Below are 24,519 nucleotides of genomic sequence, written 5' to 3'. Positions count from 1 at the left end.
TATGAAATGCAACCCAATACCAGAAAGAGAAGATTGGTTTATTACTGATAGAAAACCAACTATTTGCCCCAGATGCAAAAAGAAGGAAGTGAGAAAAGCTGTTTTAGGTTATCCAAGTCCAGAAGATTTTAATAATAAGAATATTTATTTAATTGGCTGTATTCCAGATATGCCTATTGATAGAACTTGGGGCTGTAGAAATTGTGATGCGGGATTCTGGAAAGATACTCCAAGAAATATTGCTGCATTAGGTGGGCTAGTTCCTCATCAATGGCCACCAGAGGAAAGGACTGAAAAAGAAAAATCTAAGTTAATGTGGAAGTGGTTTCAAGAATGGAAGAAAAATCAAGTTTTTTAAATGAAAATTAGATCCCAAGAGTGGAGCTTAATTTTTAGTATTGGATCAATTATTGTTTTTTTATTGCTTATTTAATAATGGCTAGAGGATATTGGCTTATTAATTCCAATAGATCAGAAGTTAGAAGGTTTACTGAGAATAGAGCTAGTGAAGATCAATTTAATAAATATGTTTTTGTTGACTCTGGAAAAATAGTTGGCGTTTTTGGCAAAGAGCCACCATTACTCCAAAGGCGAGAAGAATTTAAATTAGAAGAAGCTAGAGAGATATGGAAAAAACTAATTTCGCAAGGTTGGAGAAGAACTGAGGAAGTTTGGTCAAATTAAAAGAGAGTCAAGGCTGCACCCCTCAACTCCCTAGTAGTTACCTATTGTGTTGCCACATTTTAATAATAGCTTAATTTATATTTTTATTGTATAATTTCAGTAATTAAATATTATTTAGTGACTTTAATTAAGACCAAATTAAAAAGAGAATTAGGCTTAAAAAGTCAAGACTATAACTGCCTACTATTGGCTAATTTAAATAGTCTTTCTTCACCACAGTCCAGAAGATTAATTAAGGAGGTTTCTTAATGGCTGATTTAAACGAACTTATTGATAAAACCCACTTCGATTATGAAAAGAATGAGGAGACTGCAAGGCAACTTGAAGAAAGAATTTTAAAAGTGCCTGGAATGTCTAAACAATATTTACCAAAGAGACAATATGGCCAATCTTATAAAGGAAAAGATTTTGGGCTAACAGTTCAATCTCTAATAGTTAGAGGTGATAAACCATTAGCAGCTTTCTTAGGTCTGGACTTAGATTATTGGCGTAAAAAAAATAAAGAAATGGAGGAGAGGGAAGCATACCTAAATGCCTTTAAGGAAAAGACAGAAAAACTAAAAGAATTAAACCAACAAGAAAAATTAGCTAGAGAGAAAAGAATCCTCTGGAATCAAACTCATGGTGTAGATCATAGGAGGTATTAATAATGGCAAGATTTAGCAAACTTCATCCCGCTTTTGGATATTTACATTGTCAGGCCGATCATTACAGAACCATTTTTAATAAACTTTGTGAAATGCGTGATGATGATGTTAAAGCGGGCAACCTGTCAGGGGGTATGCCCACAGGCTTTAGAGATTGGGCTTGGAAAGATTTAAAAAGTAAAGCTAATGACCCTTTTTATGCCAAACAAATACAAGAACATTTAAACCAACTTGAATTAACAATCGAAGCAACTAGAAGGCAACTAAATAATACTTATCTATCGGAAAAATTAACTGAACTTGAGGAGAAAAAAACCAACTTAACTAGTCTTATTAGTTCTGAATGATTACTGATAAACCAACTATTTCTAAGGAGGTTCAAGCTATGGCAGATGCTATTTCAATTATTGCTAATGATGATTTATTAATGGCAGCTAACCCACTAACAGTAGAACTATTTGCAACCTGTTTTGTTTGGACTTATAGAGATATTTGGGAAAATTATCTTTGGGAAGCTGAAGATCAAATGGAGCTACAACATGGCAACAACTTCTAGGGCTGAACGTAAAAGAAGGCGTATGGATGCTCTCCAACAGATGAAAAATGGGCGGAGTAGGGGTGATTTAATAGACTATCTAGTCAGCAACTACGATCTCAGCCGAAGGAGTGCTATGTCGGACTTGAGTTGGGCTGACAAAGAACTAATAAAGGCATGGGAAACAGCAGATAATAAGGAGGTTATGGGTTGGATGCTGAACCGAGTCCAACGTCTAGGATTTTTAGCTGAGCAAAATGGCCAGTATGCTAGTGCAGTCGGTGCATATCGCCTATTGTGGGAAATGACTTTGAAAGATCGACCCCAAAAGAAAAATCCTTATCATGGGAATTACAAAGGATAATATGCCAATCTCACTAAGACTTATAAAACTATTGAGATTAGGGGCGTGTCCAAAAATTATTTTCTGTCCAAATTTATAAAAAGTTGTCTCACTTGTTGTCTCACTAGCTAAAACCTTAGTTGAGTACATAACCAAGTCTCATAGTCTCACCCAAACTGTCCTGATACTCTGCCTAGCCGACAGTTCCGCATTGTGGTTTTTAGTGTTTTGTCTCGGCACTTTTAAAAAATTACTATATATATAGAAAAAAATATTTTCTCTCTTTATATAAAAAATTAACTGAGTTAATGAGACAAATGGTGAAACCGACTGTAAGGGAGAGAGTGTGAGTGTCACAGAAGAAAAATTATGAGTGAGTCGTCTGAGTCTTTCTCCATAATCTGAATCTACTTTTTCCAACTCTTGTCTGGTTTTTATCAGGTTCATAGCCAATTCTTCTAAGAGCTATATGGCATTGCCTTAAATCTTGATTAGTTACTTTCTCTTGAGTTCTAATACCAGATTCAATTAGTGCTGTATGTGCAGTAAATTCACTTTGCCCCTTTGGTGAATCCAACCAATCCATTAATGGCATTTGAAAAGGATGTTCTGACTCATAGCCTTTATTAAGTTGTTCTGACTCTTCTAACTCCTTACGTTCTAAGTCAGGTTTTCTTCCAGAACGCCAAGCTATTACAGCAGCTTTCCAAATAGCATCCCTATCACTTCTAACTTTTTCAATATCTATTCTTGATTCAACTTCTATAATCCAGTACCGCCTTGAGCCAGTATCATCCCTGAGAAAATCATCACTATTAACAGAACCAACAAATATTGAACCTCTGGGAAATTTCTCAGTAAGTATTCCGTATGGAGGTCTAAAAACATCTTCTCTAGTTGTTATTAATGCCTTAACTTTGCCCGCAACTTTTCTAGTAGTCATTGTCTCCAATTCTTGTATTTCAAACATCCAACAAGTACCAATAGCCAACCTTAAATCCTTATCACTTTCTTGGTAACTATCACAGAACCAATCACCCGCCAATGTACGCCAGAACGTACTTTTCCCAATACCTTGCTCGCCCTTTAGTGTTAGTAAATAATCCATTTGACAGCCACGTTCAAAGGCTCTATTAACATCACCAATTAAACAAGCTGCAAGCATTGAGTCATATAACTTTTTCTCTGTTTTTAAGTAATTAGTGGATAATTTATCAATGTCAGCAGCTACAACATTAGGGTCACTTTCTATCCTTAATAAATACTCTTGAAGCGGGTTATATCTATTGTGTTTAGCAGCCCTAATAAATCCATTCCTTGCATCAGTATCACTAATTTCCCAACCTCTCTCACAAAGGTCTATATATACGTTTTTTATTTCATCCCCTTTGATTGGTTGGCCATCTATTTCAGCCAACATAGTTAGATCATTAAATTTAAGCCGACTCCCCAAGTCTTGTTTTAACCTTGCCGACCATTGCCCAACATAAAGTTTTGAGGTTACTTGTTTAACATCACCATTTCTACTAACAGCCTTCCAACCAGATTCATAGGCCATAATTATTTGAGTGAGTTTATTCATAGAACCCCTTTAATGTTGAACAAAAGTCTTTAGATGGTTTATTAGTTTTAGGTTTATATCCCGCTTCCATTGCCCAATACCAAAATGTGCCTTCACCAATACTCTCTCCTCCACTTCTTAATATCTGAGGAATATTCCAACCGCAGCTACTACTAGGAGAATGATTCTCTAATAGTGTTAATGCAGTTTCTTCACTATGACCAACAGCAACTACAGCTTTTTTAAGACCCCAAGCAATGTTCCTGTATTTGTCATAAGTATTAGACCCTTCAACTCTTTGGGGTATGCAATTTAATGCCTTCTCTATATCAATAAGAGTTCTATTAGTTGTTAGTTCTGGAGCAATAGTTTTAGCTATTGGCTTTGGTGTTGGCTTAACTGGTTCTGGTAGATAACCAACAAATTCTGTTAAAGAATAACGTCTATTGGAGACATTAATAATTTTAGATTTATTAGTAATTTCACCAAGTTTATTAACGTAGTAGAACCCTGCTAAACGCATTACCCTAGAAGGGTTTTTATTATTCTTATCAGCCTTGCAATAATCTATTAAGCGTGTTTGGATTGGCTGCCATTTTTCCTTTGCTACAGGCTCATTTGTTACCCAATATGAGTGAACCGATTTCCCGCTAGTTTTAAGTTGGAAAGTGGGTTTTGGTAGTTTTAATATTTGCCATTGTTGAATCTGAATTTCTACTGATAGATCATCCCATTCAACAAAAAATGCAGGGCAATTATATATAGAGTCATCAGTATCATGGCCATTACCAATAACTAAATAAATTCCTCTCTTACTGGCGTTCCATTGTGTAAAAATTGGTAATTCTGCAAAATTTCCTTTAATTACTGGTAACTTTGAACCTTTAAAACCAATAGCTCTAATTCTGGCGGTGCTTTCGTTTTTGCCTAGTAAATCCAACATCCATAACGCTTGGGCTGAATCAGCAAGCAAACATAATTGGGGTAGAATATCAGTACGAAGTGAATTAGCCCGCCCCTCAATGGCGGGTTTTTTCATGCTACAAATTCCTTTTTAGTAATTTTTTTCTGCTTTTTTTCTAATTTATCTTTTTCAATTAATCTCTCCTCTAAATCTGCTCTTGTTAATTCTGCAATGACCGCCTCAACGTCATAAAGAATATGAGATTTAGGATTTAAAGGATTTTTTAATCGGTAATGTTTACCCTTTACTAATACACCATTTAATCTAAGTCGATATAAAGTTTTTTCTTTTATCCCAATTAACGGCTCAATTTGCCGAGTCGTTGCAAAACGTCCAAATAAATCTGACATGGCCAAGAAGTGAAATTACAGCAAACCCAAAAGGTTGAATGTGATTCACTTTTTCCCTCTAGCGCACGCCCTGCAAACTTCTAATTTTTTTAGGAATTAGCGTGAATAGTTTGACGACAAGCAACCCCATTTCTGGGGAATGTGATTAATGACTCCTGAGAATCAAATGATTTCTTTCAGAAAAGGGCAGAAGAATCCTTTTCCTACATGACCACTAAGCAAGCACTAAGAACAATAAAAAATGCTTACAACTTATTGTCTGAAATTCAGACTCAATAGGTCGGTCTCCTAGCTCCTTTCCGATAATGGCTCTACCGCCTTCTCTTCCAGTTTTTATGAGTTGCCCCGCTAAGACTCCATCAACTAGAGGGAAGCCAAGTCCATATCAGACTTAACTGTATTAATACTAATAAGTCGGGCGGTGTCTGCAATATTTATGTAAAGTTGAAAATTAATTCCAGACCAGTAAATAACCCTTTTGAGGGAATTTTGAGGGAAAGAATTTTTGAGGGAAAATTATTATTAGCTAAGACTTACTGCTATAACTGATCGGGGCGACAGGATTCGAACCTGCGACCTAGTGCTCCCAAAGCACTGGGCGTTATTTTTAAGAAAACCTTGAGTCTTTAGTTATAGCCTAGACTAATTATAGATGGTGGAACGAGTTTGAGACAGCTTATTGCTAAATCTTCGAAGATTCTACAAGATGTTTATAGAACTTAGAGCCCCCTCTAGAGCCCCCTCCATTTCAAAGTTAATATATTTAATCACCGCCACAAGTTGAGCATTCTTCGCAATCTTTACATTCGCAAGGACAGGCGCAGCCACACCCACTACATACTTTATTGTCAGAAATAGATAAATTATTTAGATAAATATTTTTAAAAAAAGAAGTAAACATGACAAGATAAATTAGCTTCTATAAATATAAAGATTTTTTTGCTGAAAGTCAATTGCTTCAATATATTCTAGCAAATACTAAAACTATATTTGAAAATGAAAATCATTTTTAAATGAGCTTTATATTTAATTACTAATTTATACATTTAAAAGTAAATAGTTTCATTGTTATTAATCCTATCAACCATTAAATTGAAAGTAATTATATCCAAAAATAATGTCAGATAATTGTGAATTAAAGTGGCAACCCACAAAGGAACAGCTTGATAGCATGATCTTGCCAGCATATACGGAGATGGCAAAACAAAGCGTTGCTTATGTAAATAAATTTGGATGCCCTCCAGAATATGTCGCTGATATGTTGAGAGATATCGCAGATGCTTTAACTTCAGTGCACCCACAATCAGAAGGTGATTGTTCTTGCTGTTGATAAAACAACCTAAGGTGCTTTATACAAATTTCCTTACTAAAATTTTTTCTATGAAGTTATAAAGATTAATAGGGTTGGTAAATATAATTTATTCATCTCAAAATGTTCATATTGAACTTTTTGATATAGTTTTAAGTAAAAAAAGTGATAAATACTTCTCAAAAAAGAATGTAGATTTAGATTGCTTCTTTTATTTCCTCGCACGTAGTTATAAAAGGAGCATAAAACTTTTTAGTTGGAGATTAACTCACAGGTTTGGGACATAAATTTTAGTATTGGAACTGTATTGATTTTGTGTTTGATTTGAACAAGGAAGTTAAAGAAAAATTATTTAACGGTCTAGCGGATTGGATTATTGATAAAGAACCAAATTATCCCTCATTTGCTGAATGTAAATTATGGATTAGGAAACAAAATTCTCAATATATAATCACAAAAAACGATGAGAAGGAAATCCTAATGTATTTGACCTATCTTCCTATGAGCCAACAAATGAATAATGTTTTATATGCAAAATATTTTGACCAAATCCTTACTAAGTAAATGAAAACTGTATGGATAAATATTCTAAGCAAGTAACTGAGGAAGCATGGTTAATATGTCCTAACTGGACTGAGGTAAGAAGATTTATCAAGAATAAAAATAATAAAGATAAGTTTTTTGAGTATATGTTTGTAGATTCTGGAATTGTTGTTGGTTCTAATGGCGAATCTCCACCACTTATGAAAACAAGAAAAGAGATAAAAATAGAAGAAGCCAGGAAAGAATATCAACAATTAATCACAGCAGGATGGCAAGTAACTGAACCTAAATGGTAAGCCTTTTTTTAGATCTTCGAAGATCCTAGAGCCTCCCCTAGAGCCCCTTTCTCATGTGAGAATGTAAACAAAAAAAAGAGAGTCTGGGAAACTCTCTAGTACAACTTGGTTTTTAAGAGTCGGGGCGACAGGATTCGAACCTGCGACCTAGTGCTCCCAAAGCACTCGACACCCCAAAGCGAGCACTACGTTTTCAAGCTATATCTATTTTCTTGCGTACTCTTGCGTAGTTTATCCTGACAAATATACCCTCATATGACATAAATATGACATAATTTTTTTGATTGACAGTCGATCTAACATAGAGGGATAGAACCCTCTTTTTTTTAATGGATAAAAGATTTATTGCTGAAAAGATAATGACTTTAATTATTTCTTTGATTGGGTAAATGAAACGCTTATTTGCTTCGTTATGCTTAGTTGTCTTAATTGGTTTGACACCTGTTTATAAAAATTTTAAAGGGAAACAGCTTTGTCTTGCTCTTAAAAATGACCAATTAAATTTAGAAAAGGTAAAAAAATTAGAAGAATATTCTGGTTTAGAAGGTACAGCTGTTTTAAATTATTGTGCGAAAATAGGTGTTATTGATATGGCAACGGAAAGTTGATAGTTTTAAAAATTGACAGTCGATCTAAAATAAGGGGCATTTAGCGCCTTAATTGATTTCGCGAAGGATTTTATCAATTTCTGCGTTAATGATTTATAGATATTAATTACCTTTATGAAAAACTCTTCAATTTTAATTTTGGCATTAAGCTTTTTTATTGCTCTGCCCTCTTATGCCAATCCAATTTATGAGAAGAATAATTTTATGAAGATGCGAGAGCGTTTTCAAAAGATAGATACTAATGGTGATGGACTTCTCTCAAAAGACGAAATGATGTCAGCTCAAAGTGATCGAATAGATAAAATATTTATGAAATTTGATAAGAATGGTGATAGTAAATTATCAAAAAAAGAATTACGTGCACTTAAGTATGAATTAAGAAAAAGGATAAATAAATTTAGGAATGAAGAGAAGTAAAGAATGTCCGAGGAATTAAATTCTTACATGGTTAAAACGGCTAAGGGTGATAAGGAATCCTTCCGTTTCATAGCAAATGCTTTGGGATACAAAATGCATGCAACAGCAATTAAAATTTTGGGTTCATCGCATTTTGACGATGCAGATGATGTAGTACAAATTTCTTTAATTAAAATTTGGCAATCAGCTCCTCGTTGGGTAAATAAAGGAAGTGTTGAAGGATATGTATATAAGATAGTTTTTTCAACTTGTATGGATTTCCTTAGAAGACATAAAAGCTCCAATGAATTTAAAGTTAATTATTCCAATCTAGAAATTACAAATAACAACAGTAATTATGAATTAAGAAAAATACTATTGAATAATATTCAAAAACTTCCTACACATCAAAAAGAAGCTATCCTGCTACATTATTTTTGTGGTTATAAACAGAATGAAGTGTCTAATATTTTAAAAAAAACCGAAAAAGCTACTGAAAGCCTAATTATACGGGCTCGCAAAAAATTAAAAATTATTTTGCCAAAGGATTTATTGGAGGAATTACTGTATGTCTAAATTAAAAAAGGAACGTCTTAATCAAATGATTGAGAATGCACTTTCTTATAAGCAAGAATCAAAAAATTTTAACTTAGATTTTTTACAAAAAAGGCTAAAAGGTTTTTGTTTAAAACCGAAAGTATATGGACTAACTTTTGCTTCATTAATCATAACTTGCGTCTTTATTCCTCAAATTTTTACATCAAGAAATTTAGTTAATGTAGATCAATTAAATGATTATCTAACTTTAAGTATTATTGATGATTTTTAAATAAAATGAGACGCTTACTACTTGCACCGCTCTCTTATTGGCATATGGCTATTAAGTATTAATGGATAAAATTAACACTTGGTTAATTAGAGCATTTTCTGTTGTTCTTATTTGTTTTTTCCTTATTGCATATCTAAATTCACAAAATAAATCATCCTTACTCCGTCCAAAACCTAGTATTGAAAATTTGGAATATAAAGCATTCTTACTCCGTCCAAAACCTAGTATTGAGGATTTGGAATATAAAGCATTAGATAAGAAAAGGGCGAATGCAGAATTTGCCGCGAATAGGGATTATACGGACTATGAGAAATTTGGAAGTATAATTTTTTGTCGTACTTCATTCAATAGTCGGATTGAATCAGCAAACTATGCGAAACAAATGGAATTATATATTTCTGGAAAAGAAGCAGATTTATCAGAATTGGATACTGCGATAAAAGATTATGAAAGCGAAAGATCAAAATGTAGAGACTTTAATCCTTAAATGAAACGCTTATTAATTGCACCGCTTAAAAATAACTTCTAAAAATACTGGTTTTCTTCCAACCTTCTTTTAATAACTCCGCATATTCTTTTCTTGCAGCTTCAATAGTTTCTACCCTACTACCTTTCATAACTGGTTTACTACTTCTTTTATAAATGCAGCCGTAACTAATCATCATTGCGTCAATGCTTGGCGAAGGCTTGGAAACATCTTCAAATGTTTCAAAGACCTTAATTCTTGATCTATCCTTATTTATTAGAGTAAATTTTTCCACTTACTGATATTTTTGGAGTAAAGATATATAAATTCCTATTAATGCAACTATTGCTGCACCAACACCCATAACTGTAGTTGGTTGGCTATTCCAGAGATTAGTTAAAAATTCCATAAAATAATTATATTCAAAAAAAAGATGGGTAAAGCTGCACCTAAACCACTTGAAGAACTCACTTTGAATCCTGTTAGCTCACGTTTAAAATATTTATCTTTGAAAAACGTATCGAAGAACTAAGAATATCCACGAATATCTTTGCAAATACGCGCATATGACATAAATATGACATAAATATGACATAAATACGAATATGTCATATTTCAATCAATAAAAAAGACAGGCTGGGAAACCTGTCTATGACTTGGATTATTAGAGTCGGGGCGACAGGATTCGAACCTGCGACCTAGTGCTCCCAAAGCACTCGACATACTAAAGCGAGCACTACGGTTTCGAGCTATAAATCATATCTTGAATAGTATTGCGTTATTGCTTATATCAAAAATGAGAAGAATTGACATCAGAATGACATCTTAAATCTTTAATATTGAGAAGTTAAATTTCTCAGCCTAAACTATGTTTTTATTTAAAAATCCTCAATAATACTCAAAGTTACATAATCATTTATTTGATTTGGAAGTTACCAATTCGGATCAATTTTAATACCACCTGTGAAATCTTCTATTGATAGATTATCAATAGCGTCCATGTTTCTTTTATAGACTTTCAAATTGCAATCAGTCATTCCCTTAAGAGAACCACCCATTGAGGCATAGACTCTACCTTGACAGTCTCTATCTCCCTTGCATCGATAACCCGCTTGTGCCCATAGTTCACTATCACATTTTGAAGAATTTCTAGAGGTAGATGAAGATACAGATGAATTTTTATTTATCTCTGAATTTGGAATTACTCTCCTATAAGCAGTGCTATTTTTTTGTCCTAAATAGTAACCCGAAAATGAGGAGATTAGAATAACTCCAATGAAAAAGGTTAGTTGTTTAGGTGGAGTTAACTTATTAAATTTTTTTGAAAAAGAGATAGATTTTTCTTTATAAAAAACAAGGCTTTCCTTAAGACATTTTTTGGAAAAGTTTAGAATTTTTTCTGTGGTATCAGACAATTTATTAAAAAAAACAGATCTTAAACTAACACACAGTGAGTTACTAAGACGAATTTAATGCAAAGTTAAACTTCAATTATTCCATAAACTTTCTTTTTAGGACTTATCCTTATCAAAATTTTGAAAATATAAGGGACCCCCAGTTTAAAGTAATAACAATTATTTTGAATGGAGCTAGTAAAAAGAACTTTTTATATATATTTTGGCGGAATTTTGACATCAAACTGACATCAAGAGAGTGATGTCAATTTTCCCATTAAAAAAGCGAGTCTGGGTAACTCGCTAGTATGACTTGGTTTTTAAGAGTCGGGGCGACAGGATTCGAACCTGCGACCTAGTGCTCCCAAAGCACTCGCATCAACAAGGCTATAACTGAGACTTATAGCTATATCAAGACTTTTAAGGAATAAAGTATGGACTAATTCGGTCTAATTGAGATTCATTTGAGGGAAATTTGAGGGAATTAAAGTTTTGGAATTAAACAAATTTCATCTATATTTAAACAATTTTGTAAAATCAATAAAACGCTTAAGTATATGGAATTTTTAATAGTAGGTTTAATATTATTAGCTATCTATTTTATCCCAACTTTTATTGCTTTCCAGAGAAGGCATACCTACAAATGGGTAATATTGGGAATAAATACTTTTGCAATAGCAGCGGGAGTACCTTGGCTTGCAGCTTTTATATGGGCGGTATGGCCCACTAACAAGTCACTTATTGATCCGATAGCTGGTAACGTAACAGGTAAAGGTTATAGAAATTCTGGAGATACAATAGGATCATTAGAGTACGGTAGAGAAAGAGGATACTCTGAAGAAAAAGATAAATAAAATTATTCAGGACTCTAGTTCTTTTATTTCAAGAGTTATCTAATAACTAACCAGCCACATCAAATAGTAGAGTTAGTTCAATTGTTTTTTATATATGACGTTGTCTCCTCAAATGAAATTGAAGATGGAGAAGATAGATTCTTTAATCGATAAAGGATATGGTTTAAAAACTCAATTAGGAACTTTAATACCCAATTTAATTTCACCTCAAGGCAAATCGATAAATACTTTTAGTAGGAGATATGGCGATGATCCACTTGTAGGTTTCTCTTGGATTGCTTTTTTCTTTCCATTTGCATTAGCCACTCAAATTAGGCATTGGAGCTATTTTTGGTTCGTTGGAATAATTGCTTTTCTTTTAGATATTTTTGTAGCTATACCCTTTAATATTGATGTAAATACTGGTTTAGGAATTGGAATTGGTATGTTTTATGGATATACATTCCCTTATCAAAGATGGCTTTTTCTTAAAAGTAATAAAAAAGAAATAGGAGTATTTAAATCGATTATTATTGGTCTTTTACTTACGATTGTTGCTGCGATTCCTTCAATGATTCTTTACGGTTTATATTCACAATAAAGAAATTATCAAAATATTATCAACTGGAATTTAGATTAAATAAGTTTGTTGGTGAATTTAAAAAGTCATTTGAGGGAATTTTGAGGGAAAGTATTTTTGAGGGAAATATATTATTAGCTGAGACTTACTGCTATAACTGATCGGGGCGACAGGATTCGAACCTGCGACCTAGTGCTCCCAAAGAACCCGCTAAAATATGGCTATGACTGAGACTTATATTTATAAGAAGGGGTTTTGGCGATTAGAGTATCGACTAAATCAGAATAAAATTATTCTTTTTGGGTGTATTTTGGGTGCAAAAATTTAGAAATTAAATTTTAAACCTATAGAAACAGCAAACAAGTCATGTGAGTCATAATTGACTGTTTCGTAACCAGGCTCTGTAACGTCGTATGAGGCAAATTTTTGATATGTAACTTCGGAATATAATGAAGTGTTATCTGATATTTCATAGTCAGCACCTCCTTTTGCTGCATATGAGAATACAGACTCTTCAGTACCTTTTAAACTGTATCTTGTTCCAGAAACTGTTGCTGTTTGATCTTTAGCAGAAAAAGTTGAAGAACCTAAGCCTAATCCGATATATGGAGTGAATTTTGATTCATTTGGGAAATCTTTATACCCATAAAACATATAACTTTTTACTTCTACTTCTAGGTTTGGTGAGATGGAAGCAGTTACTCCATTTCCTCCAGTAGTTAGTGTTATTGAATCTGTATCTACATCTGCTTGAGCATAGTTAAACTCAATTCTGAAATCATTGAATTTTTTTCCTATTGCGGCTGAATAGAAACCAGTATTATCGGTAGGAAAGGTTGCATCATATTTTGTTCCACCAAGAGTAGTATCACCTTCTACATCGCTTGGGGAAGCTATACCTCCTCCAATAGATAAATATATACTTTTTGATTCTTCAGCTAGTAATGGGGCTGCTAAAGAAGTTAATAAGAAAGAAGTTGTAAGTAAAAGCTTTTTCATTAAAAAATATTTTTGATAATATTATCACTACTTTTTAAAGTGAGACTTTGTAAATGAGCTTATTCAAACAGATTTATATTGTAAAAACGCATTATTTTTTAAAAAAATTTATTCTTTTGGGTGCATTTTGGGTGCAGACTTTTTTGGTGTAATTTATTATTAGCTGAGACTTACTGCTATAACTGATCGGGGCGACAGGATTCGAACCTGCGACCTAGTGCTCCCAAAGCACAAGAGATTTTTTTTAGAGATTGATAAGAAACATTGGTATCACTAGAAAATTATTTGTTGTTTGATCTTTTTTGAGACAGAAAAAGGGGCTTGATATTGCTTGAAATAGCATGATATTAGTCGGGAGGGGCTCTCGGAGGGGCTCTTTAACGACCTAGTGCCACTTTGAAATTAGGATTTAAATTATCCTTTTTTAAAGAGATTTTGGATAACGAAAATATCTTCTGCTTTGGGGTATTTTTGCTTAAAAATATTTATGGCAGAATTTGGAGATCCAGCAAATAGATTTACTTTTACTCTGTAGGTATCGACTTGGCCCGAAATAATATAATTTTTCATAATTGCTATTGTTTTTTTCTAGAAGTCAATTATAAAAGTAAAACAGATTTTAATAATAATGGATAAAAAAGATTTGACTACCTGGCTTGATAGTTTGTCTAAAGAAGAAAGAGAAGTAGTGAAATTGAGGTTTGGAATTGATGGCGAAGAGCCTCTCACTCTTAAGGAGATAGCATTAAAACTAGGAATTGAAATTAGTAAGGCGAAATTAATTGAAATTAAATATATACAAAAACTAAGAGACTTAACTGATAAATCCAAATCTAAGCATGCTGAAGAATCTAGTGAAAACTCAGAGGAAATTAGCGATACAACTAGTTTAAAATATCTTCTTAAAAAAAACTTTACTGAAATTGAGAATATTTCATTAGGAAATGCTTCGGCTGGTATACCTACCTCATTCTTAGATTTTGATGCGATGACTCAAGGATTAAGAAGAGGAGATTTGATCGCTTTTGCGGGACGCCCATCTATGGGGAAAACCTCATTAGCTTTGCAATTAGCTAGAAATATTTCAGGTCAAAATCTTCCAGTTTGTTTCTTCGGGTTTGATTTAAGTAAAGAAGAATTGGCATACAGGTTATTAGGCATGGAGGTTGGTATAGAAATTGGTCGAATAAGAACAGGAAGATTTACTTCTGAGGAGTGGGAACTAGTTCATAAAAAGAATAAAAAACTTGAAGCTCTTCCAATATTTTTAGAGGATAAAAAAGCCATCTCAATTGATGAAATAAAAAATAGATGTAGGAATATATCTTTGACCAATGATGAGAAAAATTTAGGGCTAATAGTAATTGATTCTTATCACATGATGGAGTGTTTAAACTTAGATAATTATCAAGCTCAATTAAATACATATACTAGGGAGCTTAAAAGTTTAGCAAAAGAGCTTAATGTACCTGTTTTAATTACTGCTCCTATATCGCGAGGAGTTGAAGAAAGAGACAATTGCAGACCAATGTTATCTGACCTTAGAGATTCTGAAGTGCTTGAAGATTATGGAGATATCATCGTAATGCTTTATAGAGATGAATATTATGATCCAGATACAGAGGATAGGGGTATCGCCGAGTTGATTGTCACCACACATAGAAATGGCCCAGTTGGGACTGTAAAAATGTTGTTTGAACCACAATTCGGACGTTATAGAAATTTAGCTGCTTAAATCTTTTTACTTAAAATAAAAGTTGAGAAGATTTGATAAAAGATTACTTGTTTTTTTAATTATGAATAATAAAACATTTGATTAATATTCAATTAAGATGTTTCTGAGACCAGCAGAAAATGAAATCTAAGTTATTAATAATTCCAATAATTTTATTTAACAGCTTGCCCATACTTGCCACTATTGAAGATGATTTACATCAGAAATGTTTAAAAGCTGCCGATTATTCAGGATGTATAAAATTCAACTCAAAGAACAAAGGGTTTAGTTTTCCAAATTTATTTTTAAGAAAAAAAAGTAATCAAAATTCAAGTTTCAAAAATAAAATTTGTACGGGTAAATTAATAAAAAATATTAGTAAATCAATTTTCCCTGGAGTGGTTGTAATTAAAACTAAAGACTCTAGTGGAAGTGGTTTTGTTGTTGGTCATTTTGATGGTAAAACGCAAATTATCACAAATAGTCATGTAATTGGGGTTCAAAAAAAAGTTCTTATATCTTGGGAAGATGGTAATGAAGACATTGCAAGAGTTATTCTAAATGCAGGCGGAAGAACTGAAAAAACTGATTTAGCATTGCTTGAAGTAGAAGGTATTTTAGGTACAGTGCTCCCATTAAAAGAAACAGCACCAGAAATTGGCGAAGATGTTATTGCTTTAGGATCCCCTGAAGGGTTTGATTTCTCCTTAACGAAAGGTGTAATTAGCAGTATGAGAGATAGCGCTAATATTATTCAAACTGATACAGCTCTTAATCCTGGTAACTCTGGTGGACCTTTGATTGATCAATTTGGTTGTGTAGTAGGAGTAAATACTTTTAAGCTAGAGGATTCCGTAGGATTAAATTTTGCGATTTCTAGCAAGGTTACTTCTAGATTTTTGAGTAAGTATATTCCAGTTAAAAACTTAAATACTAATAAACAGAGAGATGTAAAAAATATTTCGGATTTGCAACGAGCCAAAAATTTTGTTGAATTTGGTGGTGATGATCAAAAGGTAATTTTATTATCAACACTTGCACTTCTGAAAAAAGAAGATCATGAAGCTTACTATGTAAGGGCTCTCGCTAAATCCAATATTGGAGAAAATAATTCTGCTCTAAATGACCTCAATAAAGCTCTTGAGATGAGTCCTAAGAATACAAAATACCTTCAAACAAAAGGGGAAATATTTTCACTTTTAGATCAGCAAATAAAAGCAAAAGAAGTCTTTGATTATTTAATAGAACTCGATCCTAAAGAAGCGAATTACTTTTCATATAGAGGCATTGCTAATTATTTCTTGTGGTTTAAAGAGGGTAAAAAATATGGGATAACTAGGGAACCCGCTATATCTGATTTTAAAAAAGCTATAGAACTAGATCCTTATAATCCGAAAAATTATCTCTTACTTGGGGTTGCAAACTATAGTTTAGTTAATCCTGCAAAATCTATAGGCTTTTATGATAAAGCGATCAAAGTTGATCCTTCATATTCGTTAGCTTATTTAAGAAGGTCTAGAGCAAAGGAATATAGCAGAGATGTATTTGGATCTAAATTGGATGTCTTGAAATTTAAAGAGCTTGTACCAAATAGTGTTATAGCTCCATATAAATTAGCAACTTTAGAGTATGGGGATAAAAATTATAAACTTGCTTTAGAATATTTAGACCAAGCAATCTTAAATTTAAAAAATAATCATTCTCCATATCCAAATGATATGCTCCATAGAGCAGTAAGAGAAATTGTTTTAGAAACCCCAAAAATTTATGACTTATATGCTTTTAGGGGAGGTATAAACAGAGCCAGCAAAAATGATGGTAAAAGTATTATTGACTATACCGCCGCAATTGAATCGATCCAAAACCCTCAACATAGAAAAGATTTTGAAAAATTGATTAGTTTTTATGAAATCAGAGCTAATAGTTGGTACACAATGGGAGACGGAAATCAGGCTTGCAATGATTTATTGAAAAGTAAAAAATTATCAAAAGATATAGAAATAGAAGTAAGCGAACATATTGAAAATTGGTTTAATTATATGTGCGAAGATCATTCAGGAAATCTTTTTAATTAATTATGTCTTTAAAAAGAAAGTTAAGCAAAGTAATTTTTTTTTATACTTCTACTATTTTTTTTCTGTTAGGTAATTTACCCACACAAGCAGAATTATGGGAGAGTATTTCAAGTTTTAAAAATAATGATGAAAAAGTTATTACACAAGTTGATAAAGCTTCATTAACTACTTTTGGAAAGTATAAATTTGGAATTTATAGAGTTCTCCCTCTTGAAGAAAATCAAGCAACCTTTAAACCATATAAATTCATTAAAAGAAAAAATTATTTCTCAAATGGTAAAAGATTTATCATTTTAGATTGCGAAAATAAAAAATTATTTTTAGATAATATAAATACCAAAAGGCAAATAAGTTCAAAACCTAAATGGATAAGCTTTCAAAAATTAGAGAGCCTAGACAATAGAGATGAACTGTACGCAAGTTTCTCTCACAACACAATTACACAAGGTAAAGATCAAATAAAGTACAGCTCCAAAAAAATTGTTAAATTTATCTGTCAAAAATAATATATTTATGAAACTTAAACCAAGTAAAAATATATTTATTTTTATACTACTAAGTACATTATTTTATAGTAACGAAGTTTTTTCTGCTCCAAAAAAATTAATAATTCCTGAAAGAGCGATTCCAAAACATAGCGGGATATATAAAAGAGCTTTTTGGTATGAAGGGGCATTAAGGAAAAATAACTTATGGTTTAATTTTTTAGAGTATGATAGATCTTTTTTTTATAATGAAACTAAGTCAGGAAGAATAAGTTCTAATCTTATTAAAGTAGTTGTTATTGAGAGATCTCTAAGAAATTCATATCAATTAAAAAAAGACCCCTCGCAAATGAGGATTTATGGTTATAGTTTCCTTGATCAATACTATGATTGCAGGAATAGAACTAGCGCTACTGCATATACGGGAGGTAGCGGCTCATACTATCCACCTGAGAGGATAATTGATGGATATCCCGAAAAATATAATTATGACGATAAATTAGATAGTTCAGTAGGGGAAAATAAGCCAGATAGAAAATATATAAAGTTAGATAATGAAGACCATCCAATGTGGTACAAGTATTATCCTGGGACAGAACATAAAGTTGAAATGATTCCAGTTGTCCGTAATTCAAATGGTGAAGCAATGCTTGAAGGTGCATGTAGATACTTTAAATAAAATTTATTTAGCTATCTCCGAGATAGTCCAGATAATTGAGCAATGTAGATATGATGATGAACTATCGGAAGGATATAAGAGGGAGATATTAGACCAGGAGAAAGTTTACGACTAGAGGGGCAAAAGGAGCACCAATAGGTGCAAGTAATAGCAAGCTATAGCTCAGGAGGGGCTACTGGAGGGGCAAATCTAAATATGAGACTACTTACAAAATAAAAAAGACAGCTTGGGAATGCTGTCTATGACTTGGTTTTAGAGAGTCGGGGCGACAGGATTCGAACCTGCGACCTAGTGCTCCCAAAGCACCCGCGCTACCAAGCTGCGCCACGCCCCGCTCATAAGATCTTAGTTCATAACATGCATCTGTTAAAGAGCAAATTTTAAAAATATTGATAAAAAACTATTTTTTAAGAAAAATTTTCTAATTCCTCGCTAAACAGTCGCTAAATGATTTTTGAATAAATAAGGAATCTCTTTTACTCCCTCTTTACTAGATGAATTTATTAATTGAAGAAAATAGACCTCGACCCAATACTTATATTGATTGACAGTCGATCTAACATAGAGGGAAAAACCTTCTTTTTTAATGAAAAGATTACTGCTTGCACCTTTAATTTTATTACTTTTGAATAGTTGTCAAACTAAAAAAGATATCTGTGCTTCATGGGCAGGGGTCTAATTAGCTATCGAGAGGCTCAGGAAAAACTAGATGTCCAAAGCCCAGGCGGTTTTTGTCAGGATTATGAAGACTGAACAAGAAAATGAAATGCTTACTAATTGCACTAATAGTTTCTTTCCCATGCTTTACATAATGCTGTTAATGCTTAAAGTTATTGGTTATTAGTCGAAATTGACATTAGTGGAGGAGTAGAGATTGAAAAGATTGAAATGGAAAGTATGGCTCAATGTAATGAGCAAGCAAGTATAGTAATGAGCAAGCAAGTACATGGCTGAATAGCAATAACATTAAACATGAGAAAAATATAGTGGTTATGAGTGTTTGACTGGTAAATAAAAGTTCGGCTTATATGAAATCACCCTACATATTTAAAAAATCTCGCTAATGCTCGCTAAACAGATTGTAATAAACTATATACTTCCTAGTCTTTGCAATTCTTTTGGCTTGGATATTCGGTTACTCCCAAACCACCTGTACTTCTAAGCTGCTAAACGCCTCGGTAAGAATTTTAATCTAATATATTAATTTATACAAAAACGTTTAAATAAATCCTTTAAAAATACTTTAACAATATAAATTATTTTATTTTCCTACTTTTGATATTACATTTGTTTTAGATGATTATCCTTAAAACATAAATGAGGCCTATGAAAAAGTTAGAAGAACTTATATCGACCTATAAAGATTTTCCTAGAAAAGGTATTAATTTTAAAGATGTACTCGAAATAATTCAGGAGCCTGAAGTTTTTAATAAATTGATTACTAAAATGTCGTCCAGCAAAATCATAAAACAATCTGAGGCAATAATTGCAATAGATGCAAGGGGATTTATTTTTGGCGCTGCAATTGCCCTCCAATCTTTCAAACCAATGATTGTAGCTAGAAAGCCAGGTAAGCTACCGGGTGCGTTAGTGGCAGAAGAATATAATCTAGAGTATGGTAAAAATTCTCTCTCAATTCAAAAAAAATCTCTAAAAAAATATAATTCTTATGCCATTGTGGATGATTTACTAGCTACTGGAGGAACAGTTGATTGTGTAGCAAATATACTTGAAAGAAATAGCAAGAAAATTTTGGGGTTAATAACTGTTGTTGAATTAGCCTCATTGAAGGGAAGAGGTAAATTTAATTTTCCAGTTGAGTCATCTATATCTATTTGATTTAAAATAAATTTTAATATTTATATAAACTTGGCTAGATCATATGCTTAATCTAAAATTAGAAATCAAATACTTTCTAACTTTATTTAGTAACAAATGAATCAAGATATAAATACACCTTTCGGAAGAATTTCTCCAAAGGTGAGTCTATTCCCCATCTATTATTTAATGTTTATATATGGTTTTGTATATATAATTCCGTATGGAAAAAATTTGATAGGAGTAAGTTGGTTTGACTGGCTTAGGAGTGAAGATGGCCCTCTTGAATGGCTCCAGTTTTTTGAATATACCTTGGCTTCACTTTTTGCATTTCGTATTTATTTAGGGAGAAAGAAAAAAAAGGAAATAAATTCTCTTTTTTGGCTCTTAATAGCTTTATTATCATTATTAGTCGCAGGGGAGGAAATAAGTTGGGGAGAGAGGTTAACTGGATTAGGAATTGCTAGCATATCTGAGTTGAATGTTCAGGGTGAAACTAATTTTCATAATTTACCTTTTTTTCATAATTACTTATTAGACCCAGTTTTTGAAATAGGTTGTATCTTCCTTGGTTGGTTTGGTTGGAGAAAGTTTAAAAGGATTGACGCTTTCCCTCCAAAAGAAATGTCTCTATATTTTTTATTTGTCGCTCTTTTTTATTTTTATTTTGATATCTCTTGGGCATCAACTACCGAGCAAATTAGAAACGATCAAGAAATTTTTGAATTTTTGTTATCTACAGGGATTTTTTTACATTGTTTTGGGAATTTAAGGAAAACAATAAAATCTCCCTAGTATGCTACATATTGACTGAATTTGAATAACTTTTAAAAATCAAATTAGACCAATAGATCCTGCTGTAAAACCAACTACTAAGAAAAATGCAAATTCAGTTAGATCTCTTGGGAGTGAATTGACAAATAAATTTAGTTGAGTCATTTAACCTTGTGCTCCTCAGGTATGAAATTTTTAAAAATATAACTAATAATTTTTTTTGTTGAGGTTTAAAAAGTGAAATTTTCCGTTTTTCTAAAGAATTCAAAAGTTTGAATTTTGCAAAATAACAAACTTGATAATTTACTCCCTAGTTTTACTTCAAGAAGTTAGTGTAATATTTTTTTTTAATGCTATATTTTTAGAAGGTTTTTCCTTTGGAGGTAGATATGGATTACAAAAAAAAATCTTTGAATAAAATGAACCGTATTGAAAGTTATGAGGAAATTGATTCAAGATTAGCTTCTGGATGGTACGTAGATTCAATAGGAAACACCAAATCTAAAAAATACAAAACCAAAAAAGTTTCTTTCAAAATTTCTAAAAAAGTTGAAAGTTTTTGAATACTAAATTTATTTAAAAATAAATATTTATACAGATTTTTCATTAATAATTTCGTTATTAGTATTGTAGCAATAAAAAAACTGGCACAATTTTTCTAAAAATGTATCGGTTAATACTTGATTTTGTGTGTAAAAATACACTATCTTAAAGTGTCCTTTAAATTTCGTGTGAGGAAATTTATGAAGCTTTTCAAAAGCTTGCTTGTAGCTCCTGCAACACTTGGTCTTCTAGCACCAATGTCTGTATCAGCTAATGAGCTTAACCTTGCTGAAGTATCTGGTTACTCTTCTTCTGAAGAAGTGCAGAACATCAGCGAATTCTATCCAAAAGAGCTTGCTGTTACTAACAGTCGCGTTGATGGATTAGAAGCAAGATTGAACAATATGGAAGCTGGTAGTTTCTCAGAAACTACAACTGCTTCATTTAGCGCTGACTTTATGTTAGGTGCTGTTGATGACACTCCAACTGCAGATACTGGTAATACCGGTGAAGGTTCTCAGTCCTTAATGGGTGCTTACAGTTTCCAAATCGACCTTAATACAAGTTTTACAGGTGATGATTCACTTGATATTTCTTTAGATGCTGGTAACGCTGGTACAGCTGGTGTTGCTGAATTTGATGGCAATGGCAGTGGAGATGGCCTTCTTGTTGATGGTGTTTCTTACAGCTTCCCTGTAGGTGATGCAACTGTTATGGTCGGTGACAATACTGACGGTAGTGCACTTTTTACAACAGCTTGTGCTTACGGCGGACCATCTAACACACTTGATGATTGCGGTAATGTAAATGCTGCTATCACTAACGGTGGTGCAATGGCAGGTGCTAGCTATGACTTCGGTAACGGATTTACAGCTGCTGTAGGTTATGCAGGTCCTGAAGGTGGAATCTTGACTGAAGAATCAGATGACGCATACGGAGTTAATGCTGCTTACACTGGTGAAAACTATGGTGTATCACTTACTTACGGTGTTCTTGAAACAGGTACTGAGGAAGATACATTTACTGCTATCAACGGTTATTACACTCCTGAAGGTTTCCCTTCAATTAGCGTAGGTTATGAAACTGGTGAAGATGGTAGTGTAACTACTTCTGCTGACGGACTTGAAAGTTTCTTCGTTGGTTTAACCTTTGATGAAGTAGGACCAGGTTCTGCTGGAATTGCTATGGGTACTAAAACACCTACAGTTGAAGACACAGATGAGCAGTACATGTATGAAGCATACTACTCATATCCTGTTAACGATGGTATGACAATTACTCCATTAGTATTCATCAAAGAAGTTTCAACAGCAGGTGCTGACGATGAAACTGGTGTAATGGTTAAAACATCATTCAGCTTCTAAATTTTATAAAAATAATTTAGAAACCCTCTTATACACAACGAAAGGCCTGCATATATGCAGGCCTTTTTTTTGATGACAACTTTTTTTTCGTCTACAGTAGGTTGAAAATTAAATTTCAATGGCTTAAGCTAGTTTATATTTAATTTCTGTGTGAGGAATTTTTATGAAACTTTTTCAGCGTTTGCTATTGGCTCCAGCAGCTTTGGGCTTTTTAGCACCATTATCTACAAATGCTTCTGAAGTAAATTTAAATGAGATTTCAAATTACTCTGACGTAGAGAGTATAGATTTTGCTAATTCTTTTAATAAAGAGGATTCAAAGAAAAACACTCTTCTTGCTGGTGGAGAAGGCTTAGTTGATCAAAGTAGTAGTCATGATGGAGGTTTCTCAGAGACTACAACTGCTTCATTCAGCACAGACTTCATGTTAGGTGCTATTGATAACGAAGCAACAGCTGATACTGGCAATACAGGCCATGGTGGGCAATCAGTAATGGGTGCTTACAGCTTTCAAATCGACTTAAACTCTAGCTTTACTGGTGAAGATTCACTTGATATTTCAATAGATGCTGGTAACTCTGGCTCAGCTGGTGTTGCTGAATTTGATGGCAATGGTAGTGGAGATGGTCTTGTTGTAGATGGGGTTTCTTATACTTTCCCCATTGGAACAAAAACTACAGCTTTCTTTGGAGACAATACAGATGGAAGCTTACTTTTTGACACTGCTTGTGTTTACGGAGGTCCATCAAACACACTAGACGATTGCGGTAATAACTACTCGGCTATAAATGCTGGTGGTGGAGCAGCCTTCGGTGCAAGCTATGATATTGGTAACGGATTCACTGCTGCTTTCGGTTATACAGGTAGTCCGACTGGTTTGATGACTGAAGAGGGAGATGACGCATACGCAACGCAAGTAACTTACTCTGGCGATAACTACGGTGTATCTCTAACTTATGCTTATAAAGAGAATCCAACCTTCACCCAAACAGTTACTGACACAGATATTTATGGATTAAATGCTTATTTCATCCCTAGTGGATCAGGTTTGCCATCCATAAGTGCTGGTTATGAAACTGCAAATAGTGATATTCCAGAATTAAGTACTACAACTAATATTGATTCATCAGCTTGGTTTGTTGGCCTTTCATGGGATGAGATTGGTCCAGGTTCTGCTGGTATAGCAGTTGGTACAAAGCAACATACTGTTGATTTTGACTCAACAGCAGTTGATGATGAACTCTTGATGTATGAAGCATATTACTCCTACGAAATTAATGATGGAATGACAGTTACACCATTAATTTATACAAAGGAGTTTGCTTCAGGAACTGAAGACGAAACCGGTGTAATGGTTAAGACATCATTTAGTTTCTAATAAAAGCCTAAGTCAAGCAATTTTAAGATCTGTCATTACGACAGATCTTTTTTTTTAGTAATCTATTAAATTTGAATCGCTATCATCTGAAAATTCAATACTTGACCTGGATTTATAATCAATAGTCGATCTGGGTTGAATAGCCTCTTGTCTCCTTTTAGCATCTGCTTCCCTTTTAGCTTTAGCCTCTTCTCTCCTCTTAGCATCTGCTTCCCTTTTAGCTTTAGCCTCTTGTCTCCTTTTAGCATCTGCTTCCCTTTTAGCTTTAGCCTCTTCTCTCCTCTTAGCATCTGCTTCCCTTTTAGCTTTAGCCTCTTCTCTCCTCTTAGCATCTGCTTCCCTTTTAGCTTTA

Annotated in this window: 35 protein-coding genes and 1 tRNA gene; 25 read left to right on the top strand and 11 right to left on the bottom strand. The window is 33.1% G+C overall.

Annotated elements, in window-relative coordinates; all coding sequences use genetic code 11:
* Position 1 precedes the first annotated feature (1 nt).
* The 6 genes from EV01_RS03675 to EV01_RS09510 all read left to right on the top strand — a co-directional run bounded on the left by EV01_RS03675 (position 2) and on the right by EV01_RS09510 (position 2,230).
* Entirely contained in the window at positions 2-358 is a 357-nt protein-coding gene (locus EV01_RS03675) for a hypothetical protein (RefSeq protein ID WP_032518567.1), read from the top strand.
* 77 nt (positions 359-435) lie between these two features.
* Entirely contained in the window at positions 436-684 is a 249-nt protein-coding gene (locus EV01_RS03680; protein ID WP_032518568.1) for a DUF1651 domain-containing protein, read from the top strand.
* Between the two features lie 248 nt (positions 685-932).
* Positions 933-1,331 carry a hypothetical protein gene (locus EV01_RS03685; protein WP_019478688.1) on the top strand — a complete coding sequence of 133 codons (399 nt, stop codon included), beginning with the start codon at positions 933-935 and terminating at the stop codon, positions 1,329-1,331.
* A gap of 2 nt (positions 1,332-1,333) precedes the next feature.
* Complete coding sequence (locus EV01_RS03690; protein WP_032518569.1) at positions 1,334-1,678, top strand: hypothetical protein; 345 nt, start codon at positions 1,334-1,336, stop codon at positions 1,676-1,678.
* Positions 1,675-1,887 carry a hypothetical protein gene (locus tag EV01_RS03695; RefSeq protein WP_032518570.1) on the top strand — a complete coding sequence of 71 codons (213 nt, stop codon included), beginning with the start codon at positions 1,675-1,677 and terminating at the stop codon, positions 1,885-1,887. Before EV01_RS03690 ends, EV01_RS03695 begins: the two co-directional genes overlap by 4 nt.
* A 115-nt stretch (positions 1,888-2,002) precedes the next feature.
* Positions 2,003-2,230, top strand: a complete 228-nt coding sequence (locus EV01_RS09510; protein ID WP_152556877.1) for a hypothetical protein — start codon at positions 2,003-2,005, stop codon at positions 2,228-2,230.
* Positions 2,231-2,576: 346 nt separating this feature from the next.
* On the opposite strand, the gene EV01_RS03700 is transcribed toward EV01_RS09510, so the two are convergent.
* The 4 genes from EV01_RS03700 to EV01_RS09775 form a co-directional block, all read right to left on the bottom strand.
* The gene (locus tag EV01_RS03700) at positions 2,577-3,791 is read right to left on the bottom strand and encodes a VapE domain-containing protein (protein WP_032518572.1); all 1,215 of its coding nucleotides are present in this window, start codon (positions 3,789-3,791) and stop codon (positions 2,577-2,579) included.
* The gene (locus EV01_RS03705) at positions 3,784-4,809 is read right to left on the bottom strand and encodes a hypothetical protein (RefSeq protein ID WP_050496411.1); all 1,026 of its coding nucleotides are present in this window, start codon (positions 4,807-4,809) and stop codon (positions 3,784-3,786) included. Before EV01_RS03705 ends, EV01_RS03700 begins: the two co-directional genes overlap by 8 nt.
* Positions 4,806-5,084, bottom strand: a complete 279-nt coding sequence (locus EV01_RS03710; protein WP_032518573.1) for a hypothetical protein — start codon at positions 5,082-5,084, stop codon at positions 4,806-4,808. The genes EV01_RS03705 and EV01_RS03710 overlap by 4 nt, the downstream gene beginning before the upstream one ends.
* Positions 5,085-5,847: 763 nt before the next feature.
* Entirely contained in the window at positions 5,848-5,985 is a 138-nt protein-coding gene (locus tag EV01_RS09775; RefSeq protein ID WP_193741440.1) for a hypothetical protein, read from the bottom strand.
* 216 nt (positions 5,986-6,201) lie between these two features.
* Between EV01_RS09775 and EV01_RS03715 the strand changes: the two genes are divergently transcribed.
* The 8 genes from EV01_RS03715 to EV01_RS03740 all read left to right on the top strand — a co-directional run bounded on the left by EV01_RS03715 (position 6,202) and on the right by EV01_RS03740 (position 9,552).
* Positions 6,202-6,414 carry a hypothetical protein gene (locus tag EV01_RS03715; RefSeq protein WP_032516895.1) on the top strand — a complete coding sequence of 71 codons (213 nt, stop codon included), beginning with the start codon at positions 6,202-6,204 and terminating at the stop codon, positions 6,412-6,414.
* A gap of 294 nt (positions 6,415-6,708) precedes the next feature.
* On the top strand, positions 6,709-6,957 hold the full coding sequence (locus EV01_RS03720; protein ID WP_241433417.1) for a hypothetical protein: 249 nt from the start codon (positions 6,709-6,711) through the stop codon (positions 6,955-6,957).
* Positions 6,958-6,968: 11 nt separating this feature from the next.
* Complete coding sequence (locus tag EV01_RS03725; RefSeq protein WP_032516893.1) at positions 6,969-7,232, top strand: DUF1651 domain-containing protein; 264 nt, start codon at positions 6,969-6,971, stop codon at positions 7,230-7,232.
* A gap of 389 nt (positions 7,233-7,621) precedes the next feature.
* Positions 7,622-7,840, top strand: a complete 219-nt coding sequence (locus EV01_RS0108980; RefSeq protein WP_032516892.1) for a hypothetical protein — start codon at positions 7,622-7,624, stop codon at positions 7,838-7,840.
* Positions 7,841-7,954: 114 nt separating this feature from the next.
* Positions 7,955-8,257, top strand: a complete 303-nt coding sequence (locus EV01_RS03730) for an EF-hand domain-containing protein (RefSeq protein ID WP_032516891.1) — start codon at positions 7,955-7,957, stop codon at positions 8,255-8,257.
* Between the two features lie 3 nt (positions 8,258-8,260).
* Entirely contained in the window at positions 8,261-8,812 is a 552-nt protein-coding gene (locus EV01_RS09290) for an RNA polymerase sigma factor (RefSeq protein ID WP_080725746.1), read from the top strand.
* Entirely contained in the window at positions 8,805-9,065 is a 261-nt protein-coding gene (locus EV01_RS03735) for a hypothetical protein (protein ID WP_032516890.1), read from the top strand. The genes EV01_RS09290 and EV01_RS03735 overlap by 8 nt, the downstream gene beginning before the upstream one ends.
* Before the next feature lie 61 nt (positions 9,066-9,126).
* The gene (locus EV01_RS03740) at positions 9,127-9,552 is read left to right on the top strand and encodes a hypothetical protein (RefSeq protein ID WP_032516889.1); all 426 of its coding nucleotides are present in this window, start codon (positions 9,127-9,129) and stop codon (positions 9,550-9,552) included.
* A 25-nt stretch (positions 9,553-9,577) separates the two neighbouring features.
* Here the strand turns inward: EV01_RS03740 and EV01_RS03745 are convergent, their stop codons facing one another.
* Both EV01_RS03745 and EV01_RS03750 read right to left on the bottom strand, forming a co-directional pair.
* Complete coding sequence (locus tag EV01_RS03745; RefSeq protein ID WP_032516888.1) at positions 9,578-9,826, bottom strand: DUF1651 domain-containing protein; 249 nt, start codon at positions 9,824-9,826, stop codon at positions 9,578-9,580.
* 637 nt (positions 9,827-10,463) lie between these two features.
* Positions 10,464-10,946: a hypothetical protein gene (locus EV01_RS03750; protein ID WP_032516887.1), complete on the bottom strand. Its 483-nt coding sequence runs from the start codon at positions 10,944-10,946 to the stop codon at positions 10,464-10,466.
* Positions 10,947-11,482: 536 nt separating this feature from the next.
* On the opposite strand from EV01_RS03750, the gene EV01_RS03755 reads away from it, so the two are divergent.
* Both EV01_RS03755 and EV01_RS03760 read left to right on the top strand, forming a co-directional pair.
* On the top strand, positions 11,483-11,779 hold the full coding sequence (locus EV01_RS03755) for a superinfection immunity protein (protein WP_032516886.1): 297 nt from the start codon (positions 11,483-11,485) through the stop codon (positions 11,777-11,779).
* Positions 11,780-11,903: 124 nt separating this feature from the next.
* Positions 11,904-12,359: a hypothetical protein gene (locus EV01_RS03760; protein WP_032516885.1), complete on the top strand. Its 456-nt coding sequence runs from the start codon at positions 11,904-11,906 to the stop codon at positions 12,357-12,359.
* Positions 12,360-12,662: 303 nt separating this feature from the next.
* Here EV01_RS03760 and EV01_RS03765 read toward each other — a convergent pair whose 3' ends face one another.
* Positions 12,663-13,337, bottom strand: a complete 675-nt coding sequence (locus tag EV01_RS03765; protein WP_032516884.1) for an outer membrane protein — start codon at positions 13,335-13,337, stop codon at positions 12,663-12,665.
* Positions 13,338-13,751: 414 nt separating this feature from the next.
* A complete protein-coding gene (locus EV01_RS09770; RefSeq protein ID WP_193742574.1) occupies positions 13,752-13,907 on the bottom strand; it encodes a hypothetical protein in 156 nt (51 codons plus the stop codon).
* Between the two features lie 58 nt (positions 13,908-13,965).
* On the opposite strand from EV01_RS09770, the gene EV01_RS0108970 reads away from it, so the two are divergent.
* The 4 genes from EV01_RS0108970 (at position 13,966) to EV01_RS03775 (ending at position 18,290) form a co-directional block, all read left to right on the top strand.
* On the top strand, positions 13,966-15,072 hold the full coding sequence (locus tag EV01_RS0108970; protein WP_050496409.1) for a DnaB-like helicase C-terminal domain-containing protein: 1,107 nt from the start codon (positions 13,966-13,968) through the stop codon (positions 15,070-15,072).
* A 119-nt stretch (positions 15,073-15,191) separates the two neighbouring features.
* A complete protein-coding gene (locus EV01_RS09285; RefSeq protein ID WP_050496408.1) occupies positions 15,192-17,126 on the top strand; it encodes a trypsin-like peptidase domain-containing protein in 1,935 nt (644 codons plus the stop codon).
* Between the two features lie 2 nt (positions 17,127-17,128).
* Complete coding sequence (locus EV01_RS03770; protein WP_032523298.1) at positions 17,129-17,632, top strand: hypothetical protein; 504 nt, start codon at positions 17,129-17,131, stop codon at positions 17,630-17,632.
* Positions 17,633-17,639: 7 nt separating this feature from the next.
* Entirely contained in the window at positions 17,640-18,290 is a 651-nt protein-coding gene (locus EV01_RS03775) for a hypothetical protein (protein ID WP_152556876.1), read from the top strand.
* A gap of 260 nt (positions 18,291-18,550) precedes the next feature.
* Here EV01_RS03775 and EV01_RS03780 read toward each other — a convergent pair.
* Positions 18,551-18,624 (bottom strand) — tRNA-Pro (locus tag EV01_RS03780).
* 992 nt (positions 18,625-19,616) lie between these two features.
* On the opposite strand from EV01_RS03780, the gene EV01_RS03785 reads away from it, so the two are divergent.
* The 3 genes from EV01_RS03785 (at position 19,617) to EV01_RS09765 (ending at position 21,445) form a co-directional block, all read left to right on the top strand.
* Positions 19,617-20,129, top strand: coding sequence for an adenine phosphoribosyltransferase (locus EV01_RS03785; RefSeq protein ID WP_032516896.1), 513 nt, complete (start codon positions 19,617-19,619; stop codon positions 20,127-20,129).
* Positions 20,130-20,225: 96 nt separating this feature from the next.
* A complete protein-coding gene (locus EV01_RS03790; protein ID WP_032516883.1) occupies positions 20,226-20,903 on the top strand; it encodes a hypothetical protein in 678 nt (225 codons plus the stop codon).
* Between the two features lie 368 nt (positions 20,904-21,271).
* Entirely contained in the window at positions 21,272-21,445 is a 174-nt protein-coding gene (locus tag EV01_RS09765; RefSeq protein WP_193741466.1) for a hypothetical protein, read from the top strand.
* A gap of 320 nt (positions 21,446-21,765) precedes the next feature.
* Here EV01_RS09765 and EV01_RS10070 read toward each other — a convergent pair whose 3' ends face one another.
* Entirely contained in the window at positions 21,766-21,906 is a 141-nt protein-coding gene (locus tag EV01_RS10070; RefSeq protein ID WP_342625995.1) for a hypothetical protein, read from the bottom strand.
* 232 nt (positions 21,907-22,138) lie between these two features.
* Between EV01_RS10070 and EV01_RS10065 the strand changes: the two genes are divergently transcribed.
* Positions 22,139-22,789 (top strand): hypothetical protein, encoded by a 651-nt coding sequence (locus EV01_RS10065; RefSeq protein WP_342625994.1) that lies wholly within the window; start codon positions 22,139-22,141, stop codon positions 22,787-22,789.
* 163 nt (positions 22,790-22,952) lie between these two features.
* Entirely contained in the window at positions 22,953-24,167 is a 1,215-nt protein-coding gene (locus tag EV01_RS03800) for a hypothetical protein (protein ID WP_032516881.1), read from the top strand.
* 54 nt (positions 24,168-24,221) lie between these two features.
* On the opposite strand, the gene EV01_RS0108960 is transcribed toward EV01_RS03800, so the two are convergent.
* Positions 24,222-24,519: hypothetical protein (locus tag EV01_RS0108960; protein ID WP_032523296.1), on the bottom strand; the 298-nt coding region annotated here is incomplete at its 5' end.

This window comes from Prochlorococcus marinus str. MIT 9401 (assembly GCF_000760095.1).
GTDB classification, from domain to species: Bacteria; Cyanobacteriota; Cyanobacteriia; order PCC-6307; family Cyanobiaceae; genus Prochlorococcus_A; species Prochlorococcus_A marinus_I.
This window is presented reverse-complemented; position numbering and strand designations above follow the sequence as displayed.

Bases quoted from the DNA above. Each gene is read 5' to 3' on its own strand.
- EV01_RS03675 (WP_032518567.1), top strand. From the start codon at position 2: ATGAAATGCAACCCAATACCAGAAAGAGAAGATTGGTTTATTACTGAT.
- EV01_RS03680 (WP_032518568.1), top strand. From the start codon at position 436: ATGGCTAGAGGATATTGGCTTATTAATTCCAATAGATCAGAAGTTAGA.
- EV01_RS03685 (WP_019478688.1), top strand. From the start codon at position 933: ATGGCTGATTTAAACGAACTTATTGATAAAACCCACTTCGATTATGAA.
- EV01_RS03690 (WP_032518569.1), top strand. From the start codon at position 1,334: ATGGCAAGATTTAGCAAACTTCATCCCGCTTTTGGATATTTACATTGT.
- EV01_RS03695 (WP_032518570.1), top strand. From the start codon at position 1,675: ATGATTACTGATAAACCAACTATTTCTAAGGAGGTTCAAGCTATGGCA.
- EV01_RS09510 (WP_152556877.1), top strand. From the start codon at position 2,003: ATGTCGGACTTGAGTTGGGCTGACAAAGAACTAATAAAGGCATGGGAA.
- EV01_RS03700 (WP_032518572.1), bottom strand. From the start codon at position 3,791: ATGAATAAACTCACTCAAATAATTATGGCCTATGAATCTGGTTGGAAG.
- EV01_RS03705 (WP_050496411.1), bottom strand. From the start codon at position 4,809: ATGAAAAAACCCGCCATTGAGGGGCGGGCTAATTCACTTCGTACTGAT.
- EV01_RS03710 (WP_032518573.1), bottom strand. From the start codon at position 5,084: ATGTCAGATTTATTTGGACGTTTTGCAACGACTCGGCAAATTGAGCCG.
- EV01_RS09775 (WP_193741440.1), bottom strand. From the start codon at position 5,985: ATGTTTACTTCTTTTTTTAAAAATATTTATCTAAATAATTTATCTATT.
- EV01_RS03715 (WP_032516895.1), top strand. From the start codon at position 6,202: ATGTCAGATAATTGTGAATTAAAGTGGCAACCCACAAAGGAACAGCTT.
- EV01_RS03725 (WP_032516893.1), top strand. From the start codon at position 6,969: ATGGATAAATATTCTAAGCAAGTAACTGAGGAAGCATGGTTAATATGT.
- EV01_RS0108980 (WP_032516892.1), top strand. From the start codon at position 7,622: ATGAAACGCTTATTTGCTTCGTTATGCTTAGTTGTCTTAATTGGTTTG.
- EV01_RS03730 (WP_032516891.1), top strand. From the start codon at position 7,955: ATGAAAAACTCTTCAATTTTAATTTTGGCATTAAGCTTTTTTATTGCT.
- EV01_RS09290 (WP_080725746.1), top strand. From the start codon at position 8,261: ATGTCCGAGGAATTAAATTCTTACATGGTTAAAACGGCTAAGGGTGAT.
- EV01_RS03735 (WP_032516890.1), top strand. From the start codon at position 8,805: ATGTCTAAATTAAAAAAGGAACGTCTTAATCAAATGATTGAGAATGCA.
- EV01_RS03740 (WP_032516889.1), top strand. From the start codon at position 9,127: ATGGATAAAATTAACACTTGGTTAATTAGAGCATTTTCTGTTGTTCTT.
- EV01_RS03755 (WP_032516886.1), top strand. From the start codon at position 11,483: ATGGAATTTTTAATAGTAGGTTTAATATTATTAGCTATCTATTTTATC.
- EV01_RS03760 (WP_032516885.1), top strand. From the start codon at position 11,904: ATGGAGAAGATAGATTCTTTAATCGATAAAGGATATGGTTTAAAAACT.
- EV01_RS03765 (WP_032516884.1), bottom strand. From the start codon at position 13,337: ATGAAAAAGCTTTTACTTACAACTTCTTTCTTATTAACTTCTTTAGCA.
- EV01_RS09770 (WP_193742574.1), bottom strand. From the start codon at position 13,907: ATGAAAAATTATATTATTTCGGGCCAAGTCGATACCTACAGAGTAAAA.
- EV01_RS0108970 (WP_050496409.1), top strand. From the start codon at position 13,966: ATGGATAAAAAAGATTTGACTACCTGGCTTGATAGTTTGTCTAAAGAA.
- EV01_RS09285 (WP_050496408.1), top strand. From the start codon at position 15,192: ATGAAATCTAAGTTATTAATAATTCCAATAATTTTATTTAACAGCTTG.
- EV01_RS03770 (WP_032523298.1), top strand. From the start codon at position 17,129: ATGTCTTTAAAAAGAAAGTTAAGCAAAGTAATTTTTTTTTATACTTCT.
- EV01_RS03775 (WP_152556876.1), top strand. From the start codon at position 17,640: ATGAAACTTAAACCAAGTAAAAATATATTTATTTTTATACTACTAAGT.
- EV01_RS03785 (WP_032516896.1), top strand. From the start codon at position 19,617: ATGAAAAAGTTAGAAGAACTTATATCGACCTATAAAGATTTTCCTAGA.
- EV01_RS03790 (WP_032516883.1), top strand. From the start codon at position 20,226: ATGAATCAAGATATAAATACACCTTTCGGAAGAATTTCTCCAAAGGTG.
- EV01_RS09765 (WP_193741466.1), top strand. From the start codon at position 21,272: ATGGATTACAAAAAAAAATCTTTGAATAAAATGAACCGTATTGAAAGT.
- EV01_RS10065 (WP_342625994.1), top strand. From the start codon at position 22,139: ATGGTCGGTGACAATACTGACGGTAGTGCACTTTTTACAACAGCTTGT.
- EV01_RS03800 (WP_032516881.1), top strand. From the start codon at position 22,953: ATGAAACTTTTTCAGCGTTTGCTATTGGCTCCAGCAGCTTTGGGCTTT.